The following is a 15355-nucleotide window of genomic DNA, read 5'->3' on the forward strand; positions in this document are numbered from 1 at the left end:
CGCCGCCGTCGCCGCGCCGGGCCGGCCGACGGCCTGCCAGTAGGCTTCGGCGAACGGTGCCGCCGCCTCGCGCCAGCCGGCGTACGACGAGTAGACCAGCCGGGCGGCGGAGCCCGCCAGCGGCGGGGCGAACGGCTCCGTCGCCGCGGCCGGCACGTCCCGCACGAAGAAGGAGTGCAGCACGCGGCCGCGCTCGCTGTGGCGGAGGCTCTGGATGAAATCGCCGTTGAAGGCGTGATACGCCAGGGCGGCGCCTTCGGGCAGCCCGATGTGGAGGCGCTTGTCCCGCAGCGGATCGTCCGCCTGAAAGAACTCGACGCCGCTGAAGCCGCGGGGCGCGGCGGCGGTGGTCCGCTCCATCCGCACCTCGAGCAGCCGGCCGGGCGCCACGTCGGGCAGCGTCACCACCCGCTCCAGCACTTGGTGGTAGGCGGGGTCGGCGATGCCAGCGGGCACGCGGTCGCCCGTCGCCGCGGCGTCGGCGGGTACGAACTCGTTGGCGTTTTCATAGGTGACCGCCTTGAGAAGCCGAAGCTGCTGGTCGGCGGGTCGCCAGAACATCCGGTAGACGCGGTACTTTTCTGCGGCCGGGGCCTGCAGGATGTGGACGAAGGTGTGGAAGTCCTCGGTGAGCCGGCCGTCGGGATGCCACACCACGGTCTTGCGGGCGCGGAGTACCACCGCGTCGGCGCCGGGGAAATCCCGAGCAGACGCCAGCTGGGGGAACGGCTCCGTCTCCTCCGCCGGGACCGGCGCCGCGGCCAGCGCGGCCGCGAGCACCCAGCCGGAGATCCACCACCGCCTCCGGGTCTTCATGACCCACCTCCCGGTTGCTGCTCCAGAATGATCAGGCTGCGCTGGCTCCGCACCCAGCGGTCCAGCAATTCGCGGAGCTGTTCGTAGTCGGCCGGTGAGAGCACGGAGCGCTCCAAGCTGAACTCGCTGCTGAACACCACGCGCTCCCCCTCCTGCCGGCAGCTCAGCTGCAGGCGCGCCGGACCCGCCGCGAACTCCACCGGATCGGGCAGCGCCAGCACCGTGCAGCCAGGCGGCGGCGTGATCCGCTCGGATTGGATGACCTGGACCGGCGCGAACAGGTCCATGGGATAGCGCCGCGGCCCCGGAGCCATCATTCGGGGCAGGCCCAGCGAGTAGAGCTCGAAGCCGTTGGTCATGAGGCACGGGCGCAACAGCAGGAAGCGCCCGGCGGCCAGCGCGTAGCCCGGCGCGTCCATGTCGAACGCCACCGCGAACGGCACGGCCAGGTCGGCCGCATCGCTGACCTGGAACTCGCGGACGCGGGCGCCGGCGTGCACCCGGCCGGCCAGCTCCTGCCACACCTGGATGAACTGCGGACCGCTGAACCGACGCCCCAGGCCGCGCAGGATGAAATCGTAGTACCCGGCGCCCTGGATGCCGATGCGGGTGTGCGCGCCGCCGTCGGTGTCCACCTGGGTGTCGGCGTCGAGCCGGCCCAAGCTGCGCGCGGCCGGGCCGGTGGGCACGGTCTCGAGGCCCGCCCCGTCCGCCGTCAGTCGCAATACCGGCCGGCCGCCGGCGTACGTCTCGCCGAGGGTGCCGTGTGCACCGAAGGCCGGATCCAGGTACGCCGTGCGTCCGTCGGACAGGCGCACGGCGCACAGCGACCGCTCGAAATAGACGGAGGGGATCTCGGGATCGGGTGCGCGCGACACGTTGATCAGCGCCTCGTCGGCTTCCAGGCCCAGCGCGCGCAGCATGGCTGCCAGCAGAACCGCCTTGTCTCGGCCCACCCCGTAGCCGGCGGCGAGCACCTCGGCGGCGGCGTGGGGCTCCAGGAAGGCGCCCACATCCAGCGACGCCTCCAGATAGCCGACGTCGCCGGCGACGAACCGGACCAGGGCCAGAATCCGGCTCTGCTCGCTTGTCAGGCCCTCGGTCAGCTCCCGCGCCTTTTCGGCCAGCACCTCGTCCGGCTCAAGCTTCCGCCGGCTCTGCGCCCAGCCCTGCCGCGACAGTTCCGGCCAGCCGGCCATGGTGCTCACCACCACCCGGCAGGCCACCTCGGGCAGGCCCGGCATGCCGGTCTCACGGAAGATCATGGGCAGATCACGGCCCGTCCAGGTGTAGACGATCCGGTCACCCTCCCGGCCTTGGGTGAACGTCAGCGCACCGTCCCGGACGGCGTGGCGCAGCGGGCGCGACGCCGGACCGCGGATCACCAGCCGCTTGCTCAGGATGGGGCTCTCGTGCTGGAAGAGGAAGAAGTCGGCGTAATGCCCGGGGATCTGGGCGTCCGATTCGATCCGCACCGTGGTCTCGAGCGTGTCCTGCACCTGAAGGTCCGGGTGGCGGACCACCAGCCGGCGGTACGGCTGGTCGAATGCATGGGCGGTCGCGCCCAGCGGCTCTTCGTGCGCGCGGGCGCGTTCCAAGGGGATGGTCTCGCCGGTGGGCCGGGTGATCCGTCCGCCGAGGAATGCCACCCGGGCTTTCGGCTGGAAGAACGCCAGCTGGTCGGCGGCATAGGTCTGGAGGCCGCGCTCGTCCAGAATCTGGACCCGGCGCCGGATCTCCTGGGTGTAGCGGCCGTCGGCGTCAAAGGTGACCGCGACCTCCTCGTCCAGCACGACAGCCGGTGCGCCGCGGGTCAACTCCACGTTGTCCGGCGCCGCGGGGACGTCCGCGCTCCGGGCGGCCGCCGGTCCGATGGCCGCAAGCACCGCCGCCGCCAGCGCCAGTCGGCTCATTCCCATCGTCCAGCGTCGTGTGTGCATCCGCCCTCCCGATCGCGATCGATGCCCCTTTATACACAGGGATCCGGAACCCCGTCAAGCTTTTCCCCCGCCGCCGCGCCCCGCGGCGACTCCGCCGCAAAACCGTTGCATTCCGCCGATTTTTGATTATAATATCGCCCTTTGAGCGGGCCAGCGTAGCTCAGTGGTAGAGCAGGCGATTCGTAATCGTCAGGTCAAGGGTTCGACTCCCTTCGCTGGCTCCAGTTTTTCTTCAACAGACACCACGAACAAACCGGCCGGGCCTGCGCCCGGCCGGATCGTTTTCCGCCGTACCCGTCACCGTCACATCGTGGGGATGATGGCGATCATCTCGGGCGAGTTCTGGACCGACTTGGCCAGGAAGGGCCGGCCGTTGGTGCTGTGGGCCTTCATGTAGCCCACGAAGTCGTCCAGGCCGCCCGCGGGTCCGAAGATGTCCGGATCCCCGAGGAAGAACACGCGGGCGCCGAGGGGCGGCACGACGATGTCCGCCAGCGACACGGCCACCGGCAGGCCCTGGGGGTCGAGGATCTCCAGAGCCACGGTCACCGGTTCGTCCCCCGGGTTGTACAGAACGTAGGAAGTCTCGAACGGGGCGATGGTGATGGTATAGGGGAAGACCAGATCGAGCACGGCGTCGCTGTCCAGGGGGGTCGCGTCGGCGGCCATGTTCCGATACTGAAAGTAAGGAGGTATCGTGCCGGTCGCGTCCGGATCCGGGGGGTTCCACAACTGATACGAGAACGCGCTGCAGACGTTGTCGTGGTCCACGGTCAGGACGATCGAGCCGGTGTGGAAGACGGTGTCGAACCGGTCGAGGTCGAGGGCGTCCTCCTCGGACAGGTACACTTCGAACCGCGACTGGTTGTCGAAATCGTACTCCCGCGTGGTCACCAGGTTGCCGTCGAAGTCGTAGAAATCCATCCGGACGTGGGTTTGCAGAATCTCCGGGTCTTCCTCTTCCTCGTCCTCCTCGGCCACCCGTTCGTTGGAGCTGATCAGGATGACGGACGTGTCGAAGCCGTTGCCCACCGCGTAGTACGGCACATGGAACGTGTGCGAGGCGGACGGGAGCACCGGATTGAGCGGCGGGCACGTCATCACGAAGGAGTTGTCCGGATCGGTGTTCTCCATCGTCAGGTACGCGTACGTGATCAGGTTGTCCAGGTTGAACAACCGCATATAGCCGTTGAACGGGAACTCGAGGAGGACCTGGTCGATGCCGCCCACTGAGGCGAGATCGAAGGAGGTGTTGCTGTCCGATACACCGGTGGGGTTGAAGAGGATGCGCTGGATCTTCATTTGGTTGTAGTACGGGTTGACGAAGTGGATGGTCGTCTCGACCCGCTTGTCGGCGAGTTCGGACGTGGTGTTGCTGAAGGAGAACGGGAAGATGACGTCCTGGGCCATGGGCTGGTCGATCCGCAGGTAGTCGCCCCGGATAATCGTGGCGCCGTCGTCGCCGATGGTGCCGTTGTAAATGAGCCCGGTCAGGGACAGCTCGGGGTGGACCGCCTTGATGAAGCCGTGCTGGTTGACCACCTTGTCATAGTCGGGGATCAGCTCCTTGACCATCTGGACGAGCTGCTCGCCCGGCTGCAGAGTCACATCCACGGGATCGATGATGTGGGCCACGTCGTCGTCGTCCACCCAGTAGAAAGGGAGCCCGGCGGCGCTGTCATCGTCCGAGTAGGACGTGTTGTTGGTCTGATACGACTGGAGGCCGAAGGTCACCGCCTCGTCCAGGAGGTTGATGAAGCTGACGGCGGAGAACCGCCCTTCCTCGAGGTTGACGCTGTACCCGCTGGAGAACACCGGCTTGCTCGGCTGGCCCACCACGCTGATGGTCCCGGTCAGAAAGCTGGCGACGCAGAACCGGTCGGTGCCCGGCACCGCCGCCACGGCCACCGGAATCTCCCGCTGGCCGCCGTCGCCCAGGGGCAGCAGGCCGGTGGTGCTGACGCGGAAGTCCAGCGGCGCCCGGACCAGCGGCTCGTTGTCGGGGATGTCTTTGGTCGGCACATAGTTGCTGAATGACGGGAATACCAAATCGTAGGTGCCGTCAGGGTTCTCGAGGAAGGCCGTCTGCGTGGTCCGGGCCATGTTATATGTCTGCGCCTTGTACCGCAGGATCTTGTACAGCTCGAGGGACGGCCACTTGAAGACGGCCACGGTGGGGAACCCATAGTATTCCGAGTAGTTCACCGCATCGTGCGACGTGATCTGGACGCATAAGAATTCGCCGGTTGGATCCAAGAAGATGGCCGCCGGGTCGTTTTCCACGTAGAGGGTGATGTCCTTGCCGTTATCGTCCTTGATCTTCTGGCCGGTGGCGGGATCGAACAGATACACCCGGTCGTTCAACAGGAAGGCGGAACCGGAACTCAGGCCCGCCGAGGCGATGAGGCCGATGGTGTCGTCCTCGCTCAGCAGCACGTTGTTCCGGAAGGTGAAATTGGCGATGTGATCGGCGACGGCTTCCGCGTCATGGAAGTTCACCTGGCGGCTCTCGGTGAATGTGGCGGTATCGATCACCGACACGTTATCGCTGAACGAATTCACACTGCAGAGGAACGACCCGTCGTGGCTCATCGTCAGCCAGGTGGGGCCAACGGAGGTGTAGTAATACGGATTGGTCGAAACGATCTTCAGCGCGCCGATGACGGTGTACGTGGCGGTGTCGATCTGGAGCACCTCGTCGCTCTGGGTGGCCGAGATATAAGCGCGGGAGGCGTCGGGTGCGAACACCACGTTGCTGCCGAAACCAAAGACGTAATTCGGTGTCGCGATGGTCTGCACCACCTGCTGCGAGGCAACGTCGATCACCGCGATGGAACAGCTGGAGTTGAGGTTGAAAAACTTGCCCAGATTGACCACCCAGATTTCAGTCATGGCCGGATTGAAGAACATGAGCGCGGGCCGCTCGCCCACCGGGATGGCCTTGACAATCCGCTGGGCGGGATCTTCGGCCAGCGGGCGGAAGACCAGCACGTAGCCCTGGTGCTCCTGGTTGGCGGCAATCGTGTAGTTCACGAAGCCGAACTGCCCATCCGGCGTCACCAGGATCGAGGGGGCGACGATGTCGTACTCGTTGATCCGGAAACTCAGCCCGAGCGACCGGACATCCGCCGGCGCGGTATCCGCGTTGGGATCGATGATGACCGCGTCATTCTGGGCGAACGCCATCCCGGCAAGCAGCAGCATCACCAGTCCCGCCGCCCGTACGCCCTTGCGAACCCACTGAGTCATTTGTCCTCCCTCGGACTGCCCGAATCGAAAGGGTTTATTGTATCACCGAACGGGTCGGAAATCCATGCCGAAATCTTCGCCGCCGGCCCGAACGGGGCCCCGGCCCCGATCATTCCCGCAGGCTTGCGGCGAGCGCCCGGGTGAAGGCCTCCCGCAGGCGGGGATTGTCGATGGCGGCCGCGCACCGGTCAATCCACTCCGAATCGACTGCCCCGGTGGGTGCGGTCGGCCGCCGGCGGGCCGACGGTCCGGGGACGGGAAACTGCTCCGGTGAAACCCGAAGCACCACCTGCTGCACCACCGCCGGAGGGATGAAATCCGCAATCCGGCGGACGATATCCGCTTTCAGCGTCTCGAGTTGCGTTTTCCAGTACCGGCTCTTCACGTGTACAACCAGAACACCGTCCGCCAGATCGCCTGGACGGCTGAGCGGCGCCAGGCGGTCCCCCACCAGCCGCGGCCAGATGCCGCCGAGCAGGCCGGCATAAAAAACCGGCAGCACATCGCCGGACGCCGCCCATTGTGTGAGGATTTCCTGCAACATCCGCATGCAACACCTGCCTCCGTTTGGGCCCGATTATCTCACATTTGATCCCACCCCCGGACAGATAGTTCACCCCGCACCCCACCCGGCGCCCCCCCCGTACTCCGGGGCGGATGCTTTGCTTTTACCCGCCGACCGTCTATAATGGATCGATTGCGGCGGAACGGCGGTTTATCGTGCGATTTTTCCTTGCCTCCACGTCTCCCCGGCGCCGGGACATCCTGCGCAGGCTCGGCCTGGACGTCACGGTCATTCCGTCGCGCCACGAGGAGGAGGCGGCCGATCCCGGTCCCCGATCTCCCGAGATGCTCGCCGCACACCACGCCCGGGAGAAACTGCGGCTGGCTGAACCGCCCGCCGACGACGGGATCGTCATCGCCGCCGACACCCTGGTGTACATCGACGGCGAGATCCTCGGCAAGCCCGCCGGCGAAGCGGACGCCCGCCGGATGATCCGGACGCTGGCAGGCCGCACCCACCGCGTGGTCACCGCGGTGTGCGTGCGCGACCTGGCCGCCGGCCGGACCGCGGAGGGGCACACCGTGTCCGAGGTGACGTTCGAGCCCCTGGCACCCGAGACCGTCGACGCATACATCGGCTGGAACGAGTGGACGGACAAGGCGGGTGCCTACGGCATCCAGGACCGTGCGTCCCTGTTCATCCGGAGCATCTCAGGCTGCTACTTCAACGTGGTGGGTTTCCCCGTCAACCTGTTCTACAATCTGCTGCGGCAGGTGACAACCGGGAGCGGCACGGTGCTCCCCCAGGCGATGTTCCCACACACAAGGCGGATAGAATCATGAAGCGATTGCTCACGGTATTCGGCATCGTAGCGGGCGCCGCGCTGGCGGCCGACGCCGGCGGAAGCGGCGGACTCCGGGCCCAGGAGGCCCCGACGGCGCCGCCGCCCGCGGCGGCGGCCGACCGGCCGTCGGTGTCGGCGGATCCGGCCCAGGCCTATTTCTACTATTTGCTGGCCCGCAACGACCTGCTGGCCGAACGGTACACCGAGGCGGAACGGAATCTGAACGAGGCGCTACGCCACGATCCCACCAGCCAGTTCCTGCAGGTGGAGCGGGCGCGCTTCATGCTGCAGGCGCAGAAATACCGGGACGCCCGGGAGGAACTCGAGCGCCTGGTCCGGGAGAACCCCGGTAATATCCATGCGCGCAAGCTGCTGGCCGGCATGTACCTGTCCATGCTGGGCGAAGGGCCGTCGGCGGACGAGAACGGCCAGACGCTCCTCCAGCAGACCATCGACCTGTACCGGGCCGTCCTGGAGACGACCCCCGACGACTCGGACAGCCTGTTCGCCCTGGGCCGGATCCTGTTCCGCCAACGCCGCCTGCCCGAGGCGGAGGAGATGCTCCGGCGCTACACCGAGTTGAATCCCTCGGCGGCCGAGGGCGCCTATTTTCTGACCCTGGTATACGCCGAGCAGGGGAAATACGACGAGGCCCTCACCACACTCCGCGTGGTGGAGCAGCAGCGCCCTCCCTCTGTCCAGATCCGCATGCTGCGAGCGGACATCTTGGAGAAGATGGGCCGGCTGGATGACGCCGCGCAGATCCACCAGCAGGCCATCGAGCAGGCCCCCGACGATTCCCGGGCCTACCTCAACTACGCCCGCTTGTTGCTCAAGAGCGGGAAACCAAAAGCGGCGCTGGCCGTGCTGAGCAAATCCCGCGAGAACGGCGTAATCAGCGGCGACGTGCTCATGTACTCCGGCCAGATCCATCGGGATCAACTGCAGTTCGACGAGGCGGTCCAGTGCTTCAAGGACGCCATCGCCCTCGAACCGGCGGTGCCCGACTACCGCTTCCAGCTCGGGTTGACCTACTCCCAAATGGGCGACGCCGCGGCAGCCATCCCCATGTTTCAAGCCCTCATCCGCGACACGCCGGTCGCCGGAGCCGACACGCCGCCGGAGATCGCCCGCAACCGCCGCCTGTTCATGCTGAACCTGGGCTACCTCTACCTGGAGCAGCGACTCCCGGAGAAGGCCCTGGAGGTGTTCACCCAGATCCGCCGCGAGTATCCGGATGATCGCGATCCACTGGCTCACGTGCAGATCGCCGCGATCCTGCGCGCCCTGAAACGCTACGACGACTCGCTGGCCGCGGCACAGACCGGCCTCGGCGTCCTGCCCGACAATCCTCGCCTCATCGCCGAGAAGGCACAGACCCTGGCCTCCGCCGGACGGATCGACGAAGGCGTGGCGCTGCTCCAGGATCGGCTGACCGCCGAGCGCGAGGACGACATTCCGCTGTACCTGGGCCTCGCCGCCATCCACGTCGAGGGGCAGCGTTGGGATGACGCCCTCCACGCGCTGGAGACCGCTCTGTTGCGGCACGCGGGGGATGCCCAGTTACTGTTCCAGCACGCGGCGGTGCTGGAGCGCGCCGGCCGCTTCGGTCCGGCCGCCGACGCCTTCCGGCGCCTGCTCGCGGAGGATCCCGACAACGCCACCGCGCACAACTACCTGGGGTACATGCTCATCGACAACGACCTGGACGTGCAGGCCGGTATCGGATACGTGCAACTGGCCCTGAAGCGCGAGCCGAAAAACCCCGCCTACCTGGACAGTCTGGGCTGGGGCCACTACAAGCAGAAGGAGTACCGCAAGGCGCTGAACCTGTTGCTGCAGGCCGCCCGGGCGCTGCCCACCGACCCCACGCTCCAGGAGCATCTCGGCGACGTCTACCGGGCGCTCGGCCGCACCCACGACGCCCGCGATTGCTACGAGAAAGCTCTGTCCTTCTCGCCGGAGGCGGACGCGCTCCCCCGGCTCAAGGACAAGCTGAAGAAACTCAAACCCCGCCTGCAGAAGTGAGTCCGCGGTTCGGCGCCGCCCGCCGCGGGCCGCAGCCGGGGGCCGGAGAGCCATGATGCAGCGCGTCCGGATTCCCTCACCGGCCGGATCTCTTGAAGGCCTGCTGGAACTGCCGCCGGCCTACGTCGGCGCCGTCGGCGTGGTGCTGGCCCATCCCCATCCGCTGCACGGCGGGTCCATGCGCAACAAAGTGGTGGTCCGGGTGGCCCACGGGCTGCTCGAGGCAGGCGCGGCGGTGCTCCGCTTCAACTTCCGCGGCGTGGGGGAGAGCGCGGGCGTCCACGACCGCGGCGACGGCGAGCGCGACGACGTGCTGGCTGCGCTCCGGTTTCTCGACGATGCGGCCGCGCCGCGGGTGCGGATGCTGGCGGGCTTCTCCTTCGGCGCCTGGGTGTCGGCCCGGGTGGCGGTGAGCAGACCTGACATTCCGTGGGTGCTGTCCGTGGGCACGCCGCTGGCAGCCTATGATTACCGCTTCATCGCCGACTGCCCCCAGGCCATTGTATTCATCCAGGGCAGCCTCGATTCCTTCGGCAGCGTCGCGGATGTCGCCCGGCTGTGTCCTCCCGACAATCCGGATCGCGCGCTGGTGGCCATTGCCGGTGCCGATCACCTGTTCACCGGCCGCCTGCGCCCCCTTCAGGAAGCCGTCCGACGGCATTATCAGCCGCTCTTCACCGCGATCGCGGGAACGCCGCCATGACCGGAGCCGACGCACACTGGGCGCACGTCTGCACGGCAGCTGCCGCCGCGGGCGTCCCGCTGGTGGGCGCCGCCGCGCCCGACGCGCTGGACGAACCGCACCGGCACTGGCGGGAATGGGTGACCGCCGGTCGTCATGCCGGCATGAGCTGGCTGGCCGCTGACGGCGATGTCCGGCGGGAACCGGCCCGCTGGTTCGATGGATGCCGCTCCATCGTGGTCGGCGGTTTCCCCTACGCCGGCGAACCGCTGCCGGGCCCCCTGCGGATCGCCCGCTTCGCCCGAGGCGAGGATTACCACCGCGTGGTCCGCCACCGACTGCAGACCCTCCTCAGCGAGCTGCAACGGGAGGATCCCGCCGTCCGTGGTCGCGTCGCGGTGGACACCGCGCCCCTCATGGAAAAGCCGCTGGCCGTTCGGGCCGGTCTTGGCTTCATCGGCCGGAACACCTGCCTGATTCACCCCGGGCACGGCTCCTACCTCTGCCTGGGCGTCCTGCTCCTGAACATTCCCCTGCCCACCAGCCCGTCGGCGGACGCCGGCGGCTGCGGGGATTGCCGCCGGTGCCTGGAGGCCTGCCCCACCGGCGCCCTGGCCGAGCCCGGCGTGCTGGACGCCCGGCGCTGCCTGGCGTACCTCACCATCGAGCACCGTGAGACGATCCCCCCCGAATTTCGCGGGCGGCTGGCCGGGAACCTATTCGGTTGCGACCGCTGCCAGGAGGCGTGCCCGTTCAACCACGGGCCGAGCCTGCCTCCCGTGCCGGAGCTTGCCGGCGCCGAAGATGCGACCGTCCCCACGCCAGCCGAACTGACCCGGATGAGCAGCCGGGAATTCCGGCGGCGCCTGGGCCGGACGGCACTGGCCCGGGCCGGTCGGCGCGGCCTGTTGCGCAACTGGGCGGCGCTGATCCCCGAGCTGCCATCCCCCCCGGATCCGGAAACCCTCGCCATCGCCCGGCAGCGTCATCCCTTGGTGGACCGGCAGATCACGGCATTCGAACGGACCCGGTGATCCCGGTCGCCCGCATTGCCGACCGGCGCGGTGCGGCCGGTCCCCAAAAAAGGAATGCTCCCGCTGGATCGCGGGAGCGGCGAGCAAGCAACGGACGACAGCGGCCGCAGCTCAGGCTTTCAGGCTGATGCGCAGCTTCTCCAGCTCTTCCCGGAGAAAGTCCCGCTGGGCGATGAGTTCGCCGGACACCTTCTCCCGGAAATAATCTTCGGACCGCTTGATCTGGTTTTCCAGGATCTCGTAAAAATTCCGCTGGTTGGCGGCGGTGTTGAGGATTTCTTTGTTATACAGGATGATGTCGGACACGATGACCCGCGCCAGGCGTTGGGCTTTGCGCTGGGCGGGATCGAGCTCCTCCACTTTTGCTTCGGCGGCGGGGGCGATGGTGCCCTCCTCGACCACCTCATACACCGTGTCCCGTGACGTGAGCAGCACGGGCGGCGCCTCCGCAGCGGCGCGTTCCAACCGGCCCAGTTCCTCTTCGATGGCGGATTTTTCCTCCCGCGCCGCGGTTAGACGCTGCTTCGCCTCCAGCAGTTTCGTTTTCTCGGCCGCGGCGGCCTGGTCGCGCTTCTCGCGGGCGGCTTGCGCCTCCGCCATCTCGTTCCGCGTCTGCTCCAGTCTCTGCCGCAGGGCATCCTTCTGTTCCTGCACCTCACGGAGCTCGGCTTCCAGCTCCGTCACCCGGCGGGCTGCGGCTTTCTGCTCCTGGGCCGATTGTTCAGCCGCCTCCTCGGCCACGCGCAACTCCTCGACCGCCTGCTCCAGCTCCTGCAACAGGGTGTCCCGCTCCTGGCTGGACGCGGCGAGCTGCTGCTCGATGGCCGCGGCGGCCTTGGCCGGCGACCGCTCAGCCGTCACCGCCTTGAGCTGGCGGTCCAGTTCCTCGCGCTGGGCGGCCAACTCCGCTCGACGCGCCTTGAGCTGTCCGATCTCCTCCTGGACACTGGCGAGACCCTCCTGGATCATCCGCAGATTGTCGTCGCCTTCGGCGAGATGCGCCTGTTTGTCCGCCAGCTCCTGTCTGGCCATTTCGAGGAGCTGCTTTTCTTCGTCAAGTTTCTCCTCGAGATGGCCGCGCTCCTCCAGGAGCACGCGGAGCTCCTCTTCGAGTTCCTCGAGCCGCTGGGCATCGGAGACCGAGCTGTCCTCACGGGTCTTCCGCTCGTTTTCCAGCGCCCCCTGGGCCTTGCCCACCTCATCGATCTCCGCGCGCAAGGCATCCAGGGCGCGGTGGACCGCTTCGATTTCACCCTCCAGCCGGGTGATCTGGGCCTGAGAATCCTTCCGGGATTTCTCGGACATGGCGATGTCGTCGGCCAGGCGGCCCTTCTGGCGCAGGGCGGTCTTGAGCTGCTGGTCAAGGCCGTCGCGTTCCTGTTCGATGCTTTGAAGCGACGCCTGCAGGCTCTCGACGGTGGACTCTGTTTCCTCCTTCTCCTTGCGAACGCTCGCGAGGGCCTCCCGCAGCGCGGCTTTCTCCTCCTCGACATCCTGGATCTGGCTCTCCAGGCCCGATTTGGCCTCCATGGTGCTCTGGATCTTCTCTTCCATCAGCGAGATCTGGGCTTCGAGATTCTGCCGCGACGCGTTGACGGAGTCGATCTCGCGCTCCAGCATCTCCTTCTCGGCCTGCACCTTCCGGCGCAGCTCGACGGACTTATCCCGGGTCCGCTGGATCTCCTCGAACTGGTTCTCCAGGACCGCGAGGCGCGTCTCCTTCTGCTTCTTCACGCCCTCCACCTGGATCAGGATCTGGCGGGTGCGGGCGATATAGCCACGGATCTCATCCGAAAGATCCAGCGATTTTTCACGGATCAGGCCCAGGAGCGTCTCGAGGTCGGCGGGATGTGAGGCGGACTCCACCAGGTTGATTTCCGACGCCAGCAACTCGTCGATCTCATCGAGGGTCTTGCGCTTGTCCTTGCCGGCCAGCACGTCGAACGCCTGCCCCAGAATGCCCTGCGTCTGCCGCAGGTCGTCGAAGATCTGGCGGTCCTTCTCGCCGAATTCGGCGGTCAGCTTCTGGATGCGCTCGAAGTCATCGAGCACCTGTTGGCGCACGTTCATCATCTCGCGCCACACCGCCTGCACCTGCTGCCGTTCGTCGGCCAGCACCTGCGCTCGCTGTGACTGGGGCTGCGGCGCGGCCGCCGCCGGTTCCGGAAGCACCGGCGGTTCGCCGGCGGACGGTTCAGCCAGGATGATCTCCTGCGGCTTCTCCGGAGAGACGGCCGGGGCCGCTTCGGCCGCCTGGGTGATGGACAGCGGTTTTTCATCCGCCTTCTTCAAGAGCTTTTTGAAAAAACCCATGGCGCGTCCTTCCAGAAAGTGTTCAGATGCCGCTAGAATAACGACAATGGCCGGTAAAGACAACAGAAAACTTGACGCTGCAAGCGTCCCAACAAAAGGACTTGATTTTTAATCAAAAGCCCTTATTATAGATTCAGAGTCTTCCCCCTATACTTTGCAACACGCTCCGGATAGTTCCCCCCTTACCTATCCGGAGTTTTTTTCGACATCTTCGTCATTTCGAAAACCCGCCGGGCATGGTCGGATCGCGGGGGAGGAATCCAGTCGCGCCGGGGGGCTTGGGAAATTTCAGGCCGGGGCGCGACTGCACACATGCAAACACCACCACGTCGCGGCACCGGTCCGGCCTGACCGGCCCAGGACGGCGGCCGGTAGGCGCCGGTTGCAGGGCCGGTCGCCGGATCAGGCCGATGGCGCCTTGGCCGGGGAGGAGATTGAAGCCGGACGGGGCTCGCGCCGGGCCATGATTTTCTGGTAGAGCTCCACATACCGGCGGGCCGACCTTCGCCACGAAAAGTCCTGCCGCATGCCGTTCCGCATCAGGCGCGTCCAGATGCGCCGGTCGGGGTAGAGGTAAGTGGCCAGGTCAATCTGCTCCAGCAGGGCCTGGCTGGAATAAGCGGAAAAGACGAAACCGGTCCCCCGCCCGGTATCCGGCTGGAACGACGTGACCGTATCGGCCAGACCGCCGGTGGCGCGGACGATGGGCACCGTACCGTAGCGCAGGCTGTACATCTGGTTCAGGCCGCACGGCTCGAATCGGGACGGCATCAGGAACAGGTCGCTGCCCGCCTCAATGAGATGCGCCAGCCGGTTGTCGAAGCCGATCCGAACGCCCAGGAATCCGGGATGGCGGCGCTGCGCGTCGAGCAGCTGCTCGTGGTAGCGCGGCAGGCCCGTTCCCAGAATGACCAGGTACAGACCCATCCCGGCAAGCTCGTCAAGCAGCGGCATCACCAGGTCCAGCCCCTTCTGGTCCACCAGGCGGCCCACCATGCCGATCACCGGGCGGTCCGGCTCCACCGCCGCGAAACCATAGGTCTCGAGCAGGACCTGCTTGTTCGCGCGCTTGCCGGCCAGGTCGTCCAGGCTGAAGCGGTGCGGGATGAGGCTGTCCGTCTCGGGATTCCACTCGTCGTAATCGACCCCGTTCAGGACGCCGTAGACGTCCGCGGCGCGCTGCCGCAAGACGCCTTCCAGACCGCAGCCGTATTCCGACGACTCCTGGATCTCCTGGGCGTAGCGTACGCTCACCGTGTTGATCAGGTCGGCGAAGTGGATGCCGATCTTCAGGAAGTTCACCTGCCCGTAGTATTCGAACGGGCTGTAGGGAACGCTCATGCGCTCGGGGATCCCCAGCGCCGGCAGCACGGTGGCTGGATACAGGCCGGGATAGGCGATATTGTGGATGGTGAGCAGGGTGCCCGGCCGCCGGGACGTCAGCGGGTCGGCGTCGGCCTCCCGCAAAGCCAGCAGGGCCGGCAGGGTCGCGGTGTGGCTGTCGTGGCAGTGGATGATGTCCACATCCGGCTTGACCTGATCCAGGTATTCCAAGCAGGTCCGGACGAAGCCGATGAACCGGTACGCGCCGTCGACGTACTCCTCACCGGTGGCCGGGTCGGTGTAGATGCCGTCGCGCTGGAAGAAGTGGGGGTTGTCCACGAGGAAGACCGGGACATCCGCACCGGGCAGGCGGGTGCGCCACACCGTCACCGGATGCACGCCGCCGGGCCCCAGGTCGATCTTCGTCCCGAACACCTTGACCGGCGGCTCCGGCAGCTTGCTCCGGTCGATCTGGCCGTAAGCCGGCGTCATGACGGACACCCGGACGCCCTCGGCCACCAGCGCCCGCGGCAGCGCGCCCACCACGTCGGCCAGCCCGCCCACCTTCGACAGCGGCACGACTTCGGCTGATACCATCAGGACATCCATGGCGTCTCTCCT

The 15355-nt window shown here is 66.9% G+C and carries 10 protein-coding genes and 1 tRNA gene; 5 read left to right on the plus strand and 6 right to left on the minus strand.

Going from position 1 to position 15355, the window contains the following annotated elements; all coding sequences use genetic code 11:
- A partial coding sequence (locus GX414_05990) for a DUF3857 domain-containing protein (protein NLI46642.1) occupies window positions 1-816 on the minus strand: 816 nt, incomplete at its 3' end.
- Window positions 813-2756 (minus strand): DUF3857 and transglutaminase domain-containing protein, encoded by a 1944-nt coding sequence (locus tag GX414_05995; protein NLI46643.1) that lies wholly within the window; start codon window positions 2754-2756, stop codon window positions 813-815. The genes GX414_05995 and GX414_05990, both read right to left, overlap by 4 nt.
- A gap of 149 nt (window positions 2757-2905) precedes the next feature.
- Here GX414_05995 and GX414_06000 point away from each other — a divergent pair.
- Window positions 2906-2980: transfer RNA gene (locus tag GX414_06000), tRNA-Thr, on the plus strand.
- 79 nt (window positions 2981-3059) lie between these two features.
- On the opposite strand, the gene GX414_06005 is transcribed toward GX414_06000, so the two are convergent.
- Window positions 3060-6005, minus strand: a complete 2946-nt coding sequence (locus GX414_06005) for a YncE family protein (GenBank protein NLI46644.1) — start codon at window positions 6003-6005, stop codon at window positions 3060-3062.
- 109 nt (window positions 6006-6114) lie between these two features.
- Complete coding sequence (locus tag GX414_06010) at window positions 6115-6555, minus strand: DUF721 domain-containing protein (protein ID NLI46645.1); 441 nt, start codon at window positions 6553-6555, stop codon at window positions 6115-6117.
- A 170-nt stretch (window positions 6556-6725) separates the two neighbouring features.
- Between GX414_06010 and maf the strand changes: the two genes are divergently transcribed.
- From maf to queG, 4 genes are read left to right on the plus strand one after another with little or no spacing between them, the layout of a single operon-like run.
- On the plus strand, window positions 6726-7352 hold the full coding sequence (gene maf, locus GX414_06015; protein NLI46646.1) for a septum formation protein Maf: 627 nt from the start codon (window positions 6726-6728) through the stop codon (window positions 7350-7352).
- Window positions 7349-9382 carry a tetratricopeptide repeat protein gene (locus GX414_06020; GenBank protein NLI46647.1) on the plus strand — a complete coding sequence of 678 codons (2034 nt, stop codon included), beginning with the start codon at window positions 7349-7351 and terminating at the stop codon, window positions 9380-9382. The genes maf and GX414_06020 overlap by 4 nt, the downstream gene beginning before the upstream one ends.
- A 52-nt stretch (window positions 9383-9434) precedes the next feature.
- Window positions 9435-10085 (plus strand): alpha/beta hydrolase, encoded by a 651-nt coding sequence (locus GX414_06025; protein ID NLI46648.1) that lies wholly within the window; start codon window positions 9435-9437, stop codon window positions 10083-10085.
- A complete protein-coding gene (gene queG / locus GX414_06030; protein NLI46649.1) occupies window positions 10082-11098 on the plus strand; it encodes a tRNA epoxyqueuosine(34) reductase QueG in 1017 nt (338 codons plus the stop codon). Before GX414_06025 ends, queG begins: the two co-directional genes overlap by 4 nt.
- A 111-nt stretch (window positions 11099-11209) precedes the next feature.
- On the opposite strand, the gene GX414_06035 is transcribed toward queG, so the two are convergent.
- Complete coding sequence (locus GX414_06035) at window positions 11210-13411, minus strand: hypothetical protein (GenBank protein NLI46650.1); 2202 nt, start codon at window positions 13409-13411, stop codon at window positions 11210-11212.
- A gap of 402 nt (window positions 13412-13813) precedes the next feature.
- Window positions 13814-15343, minus strand: a complete 1530-nt coding sequence (gene glgA, locus GX414_06040; GenBank protein NLI46651.1) for a glycogen synthase GlgA — start codon at window positions 15341-15343, stop codon at window positions 13814-13816.
- Between the last annotated feature and the right edge of the window lie 12 nt (window positions 15344-15355).

This window comes from Acidobacteriota bacterium, from assembly GCA_012517875.1.
GTDB lineage: Bacteria > Acidobacteriota > JAAYUB01 > JAAYUB01 > JAAYUB01 > JAAYUB01.

Excerpts from the sequence above, each read along its gene's own strand:
- GX414_06020 (NLI46647.1), top strand. The coding sequence starts at position 7,349 with ATGAAGCGATTGCTCACGGTATTCGGCATCGTAGCGGGCGCCGCGCTG.
- GX414_06035 (NLI46650.1), bottom strand. The coding sequence starts at position 13,411 with ATGGGTTTTTTCAAAAAGCTCTTGAAGAAGGCGGATGAAAAACCGCTG.
- GX414_06005 (NLI46644.1), bottom strand. The coding sequence starts at position 6,005 with ATGACTCAGTGGGTTCGCAAGGGCGTACGGGCGGCGGGACTGGTGATG.
- GX414_06025 (NLI46648.1), top strand. The coding sequence starts at position 9,435 with ATGATGCAGCGCGTCCGGATTCCCTCACCGGCCGGATCTCTTGAAGGC.
- glgA (NLI46651.1), bottom strand. The coding sequence starts at position 15,343 with ATGGATGTCCTGATGGTATCAGCCGAAGTCGTGCCGCTGTCGAAGGTG.
- GX414_05995 (NLI46643.1), bottom strand. The coding sequence starts at position 2,756 with ATGCACACACGACGCTGGACGATGGGAATGAGCCGACTGGCGCTGGCG.
- GX414_06010 (NLI46645.1), bottom strand. The coding sequence starts at position 6,555 with ATGCGGATGTTGCAGGAAATCCTCACACAATGGGCGGCGTCCGGCGAT.
- queG (NLI46649.1), top strand. The coding sequence starts at position 10,082 with ATGACCGGAGCCGACGCACACTGGGCGCACGTCTGCACGGCAGCTGCC.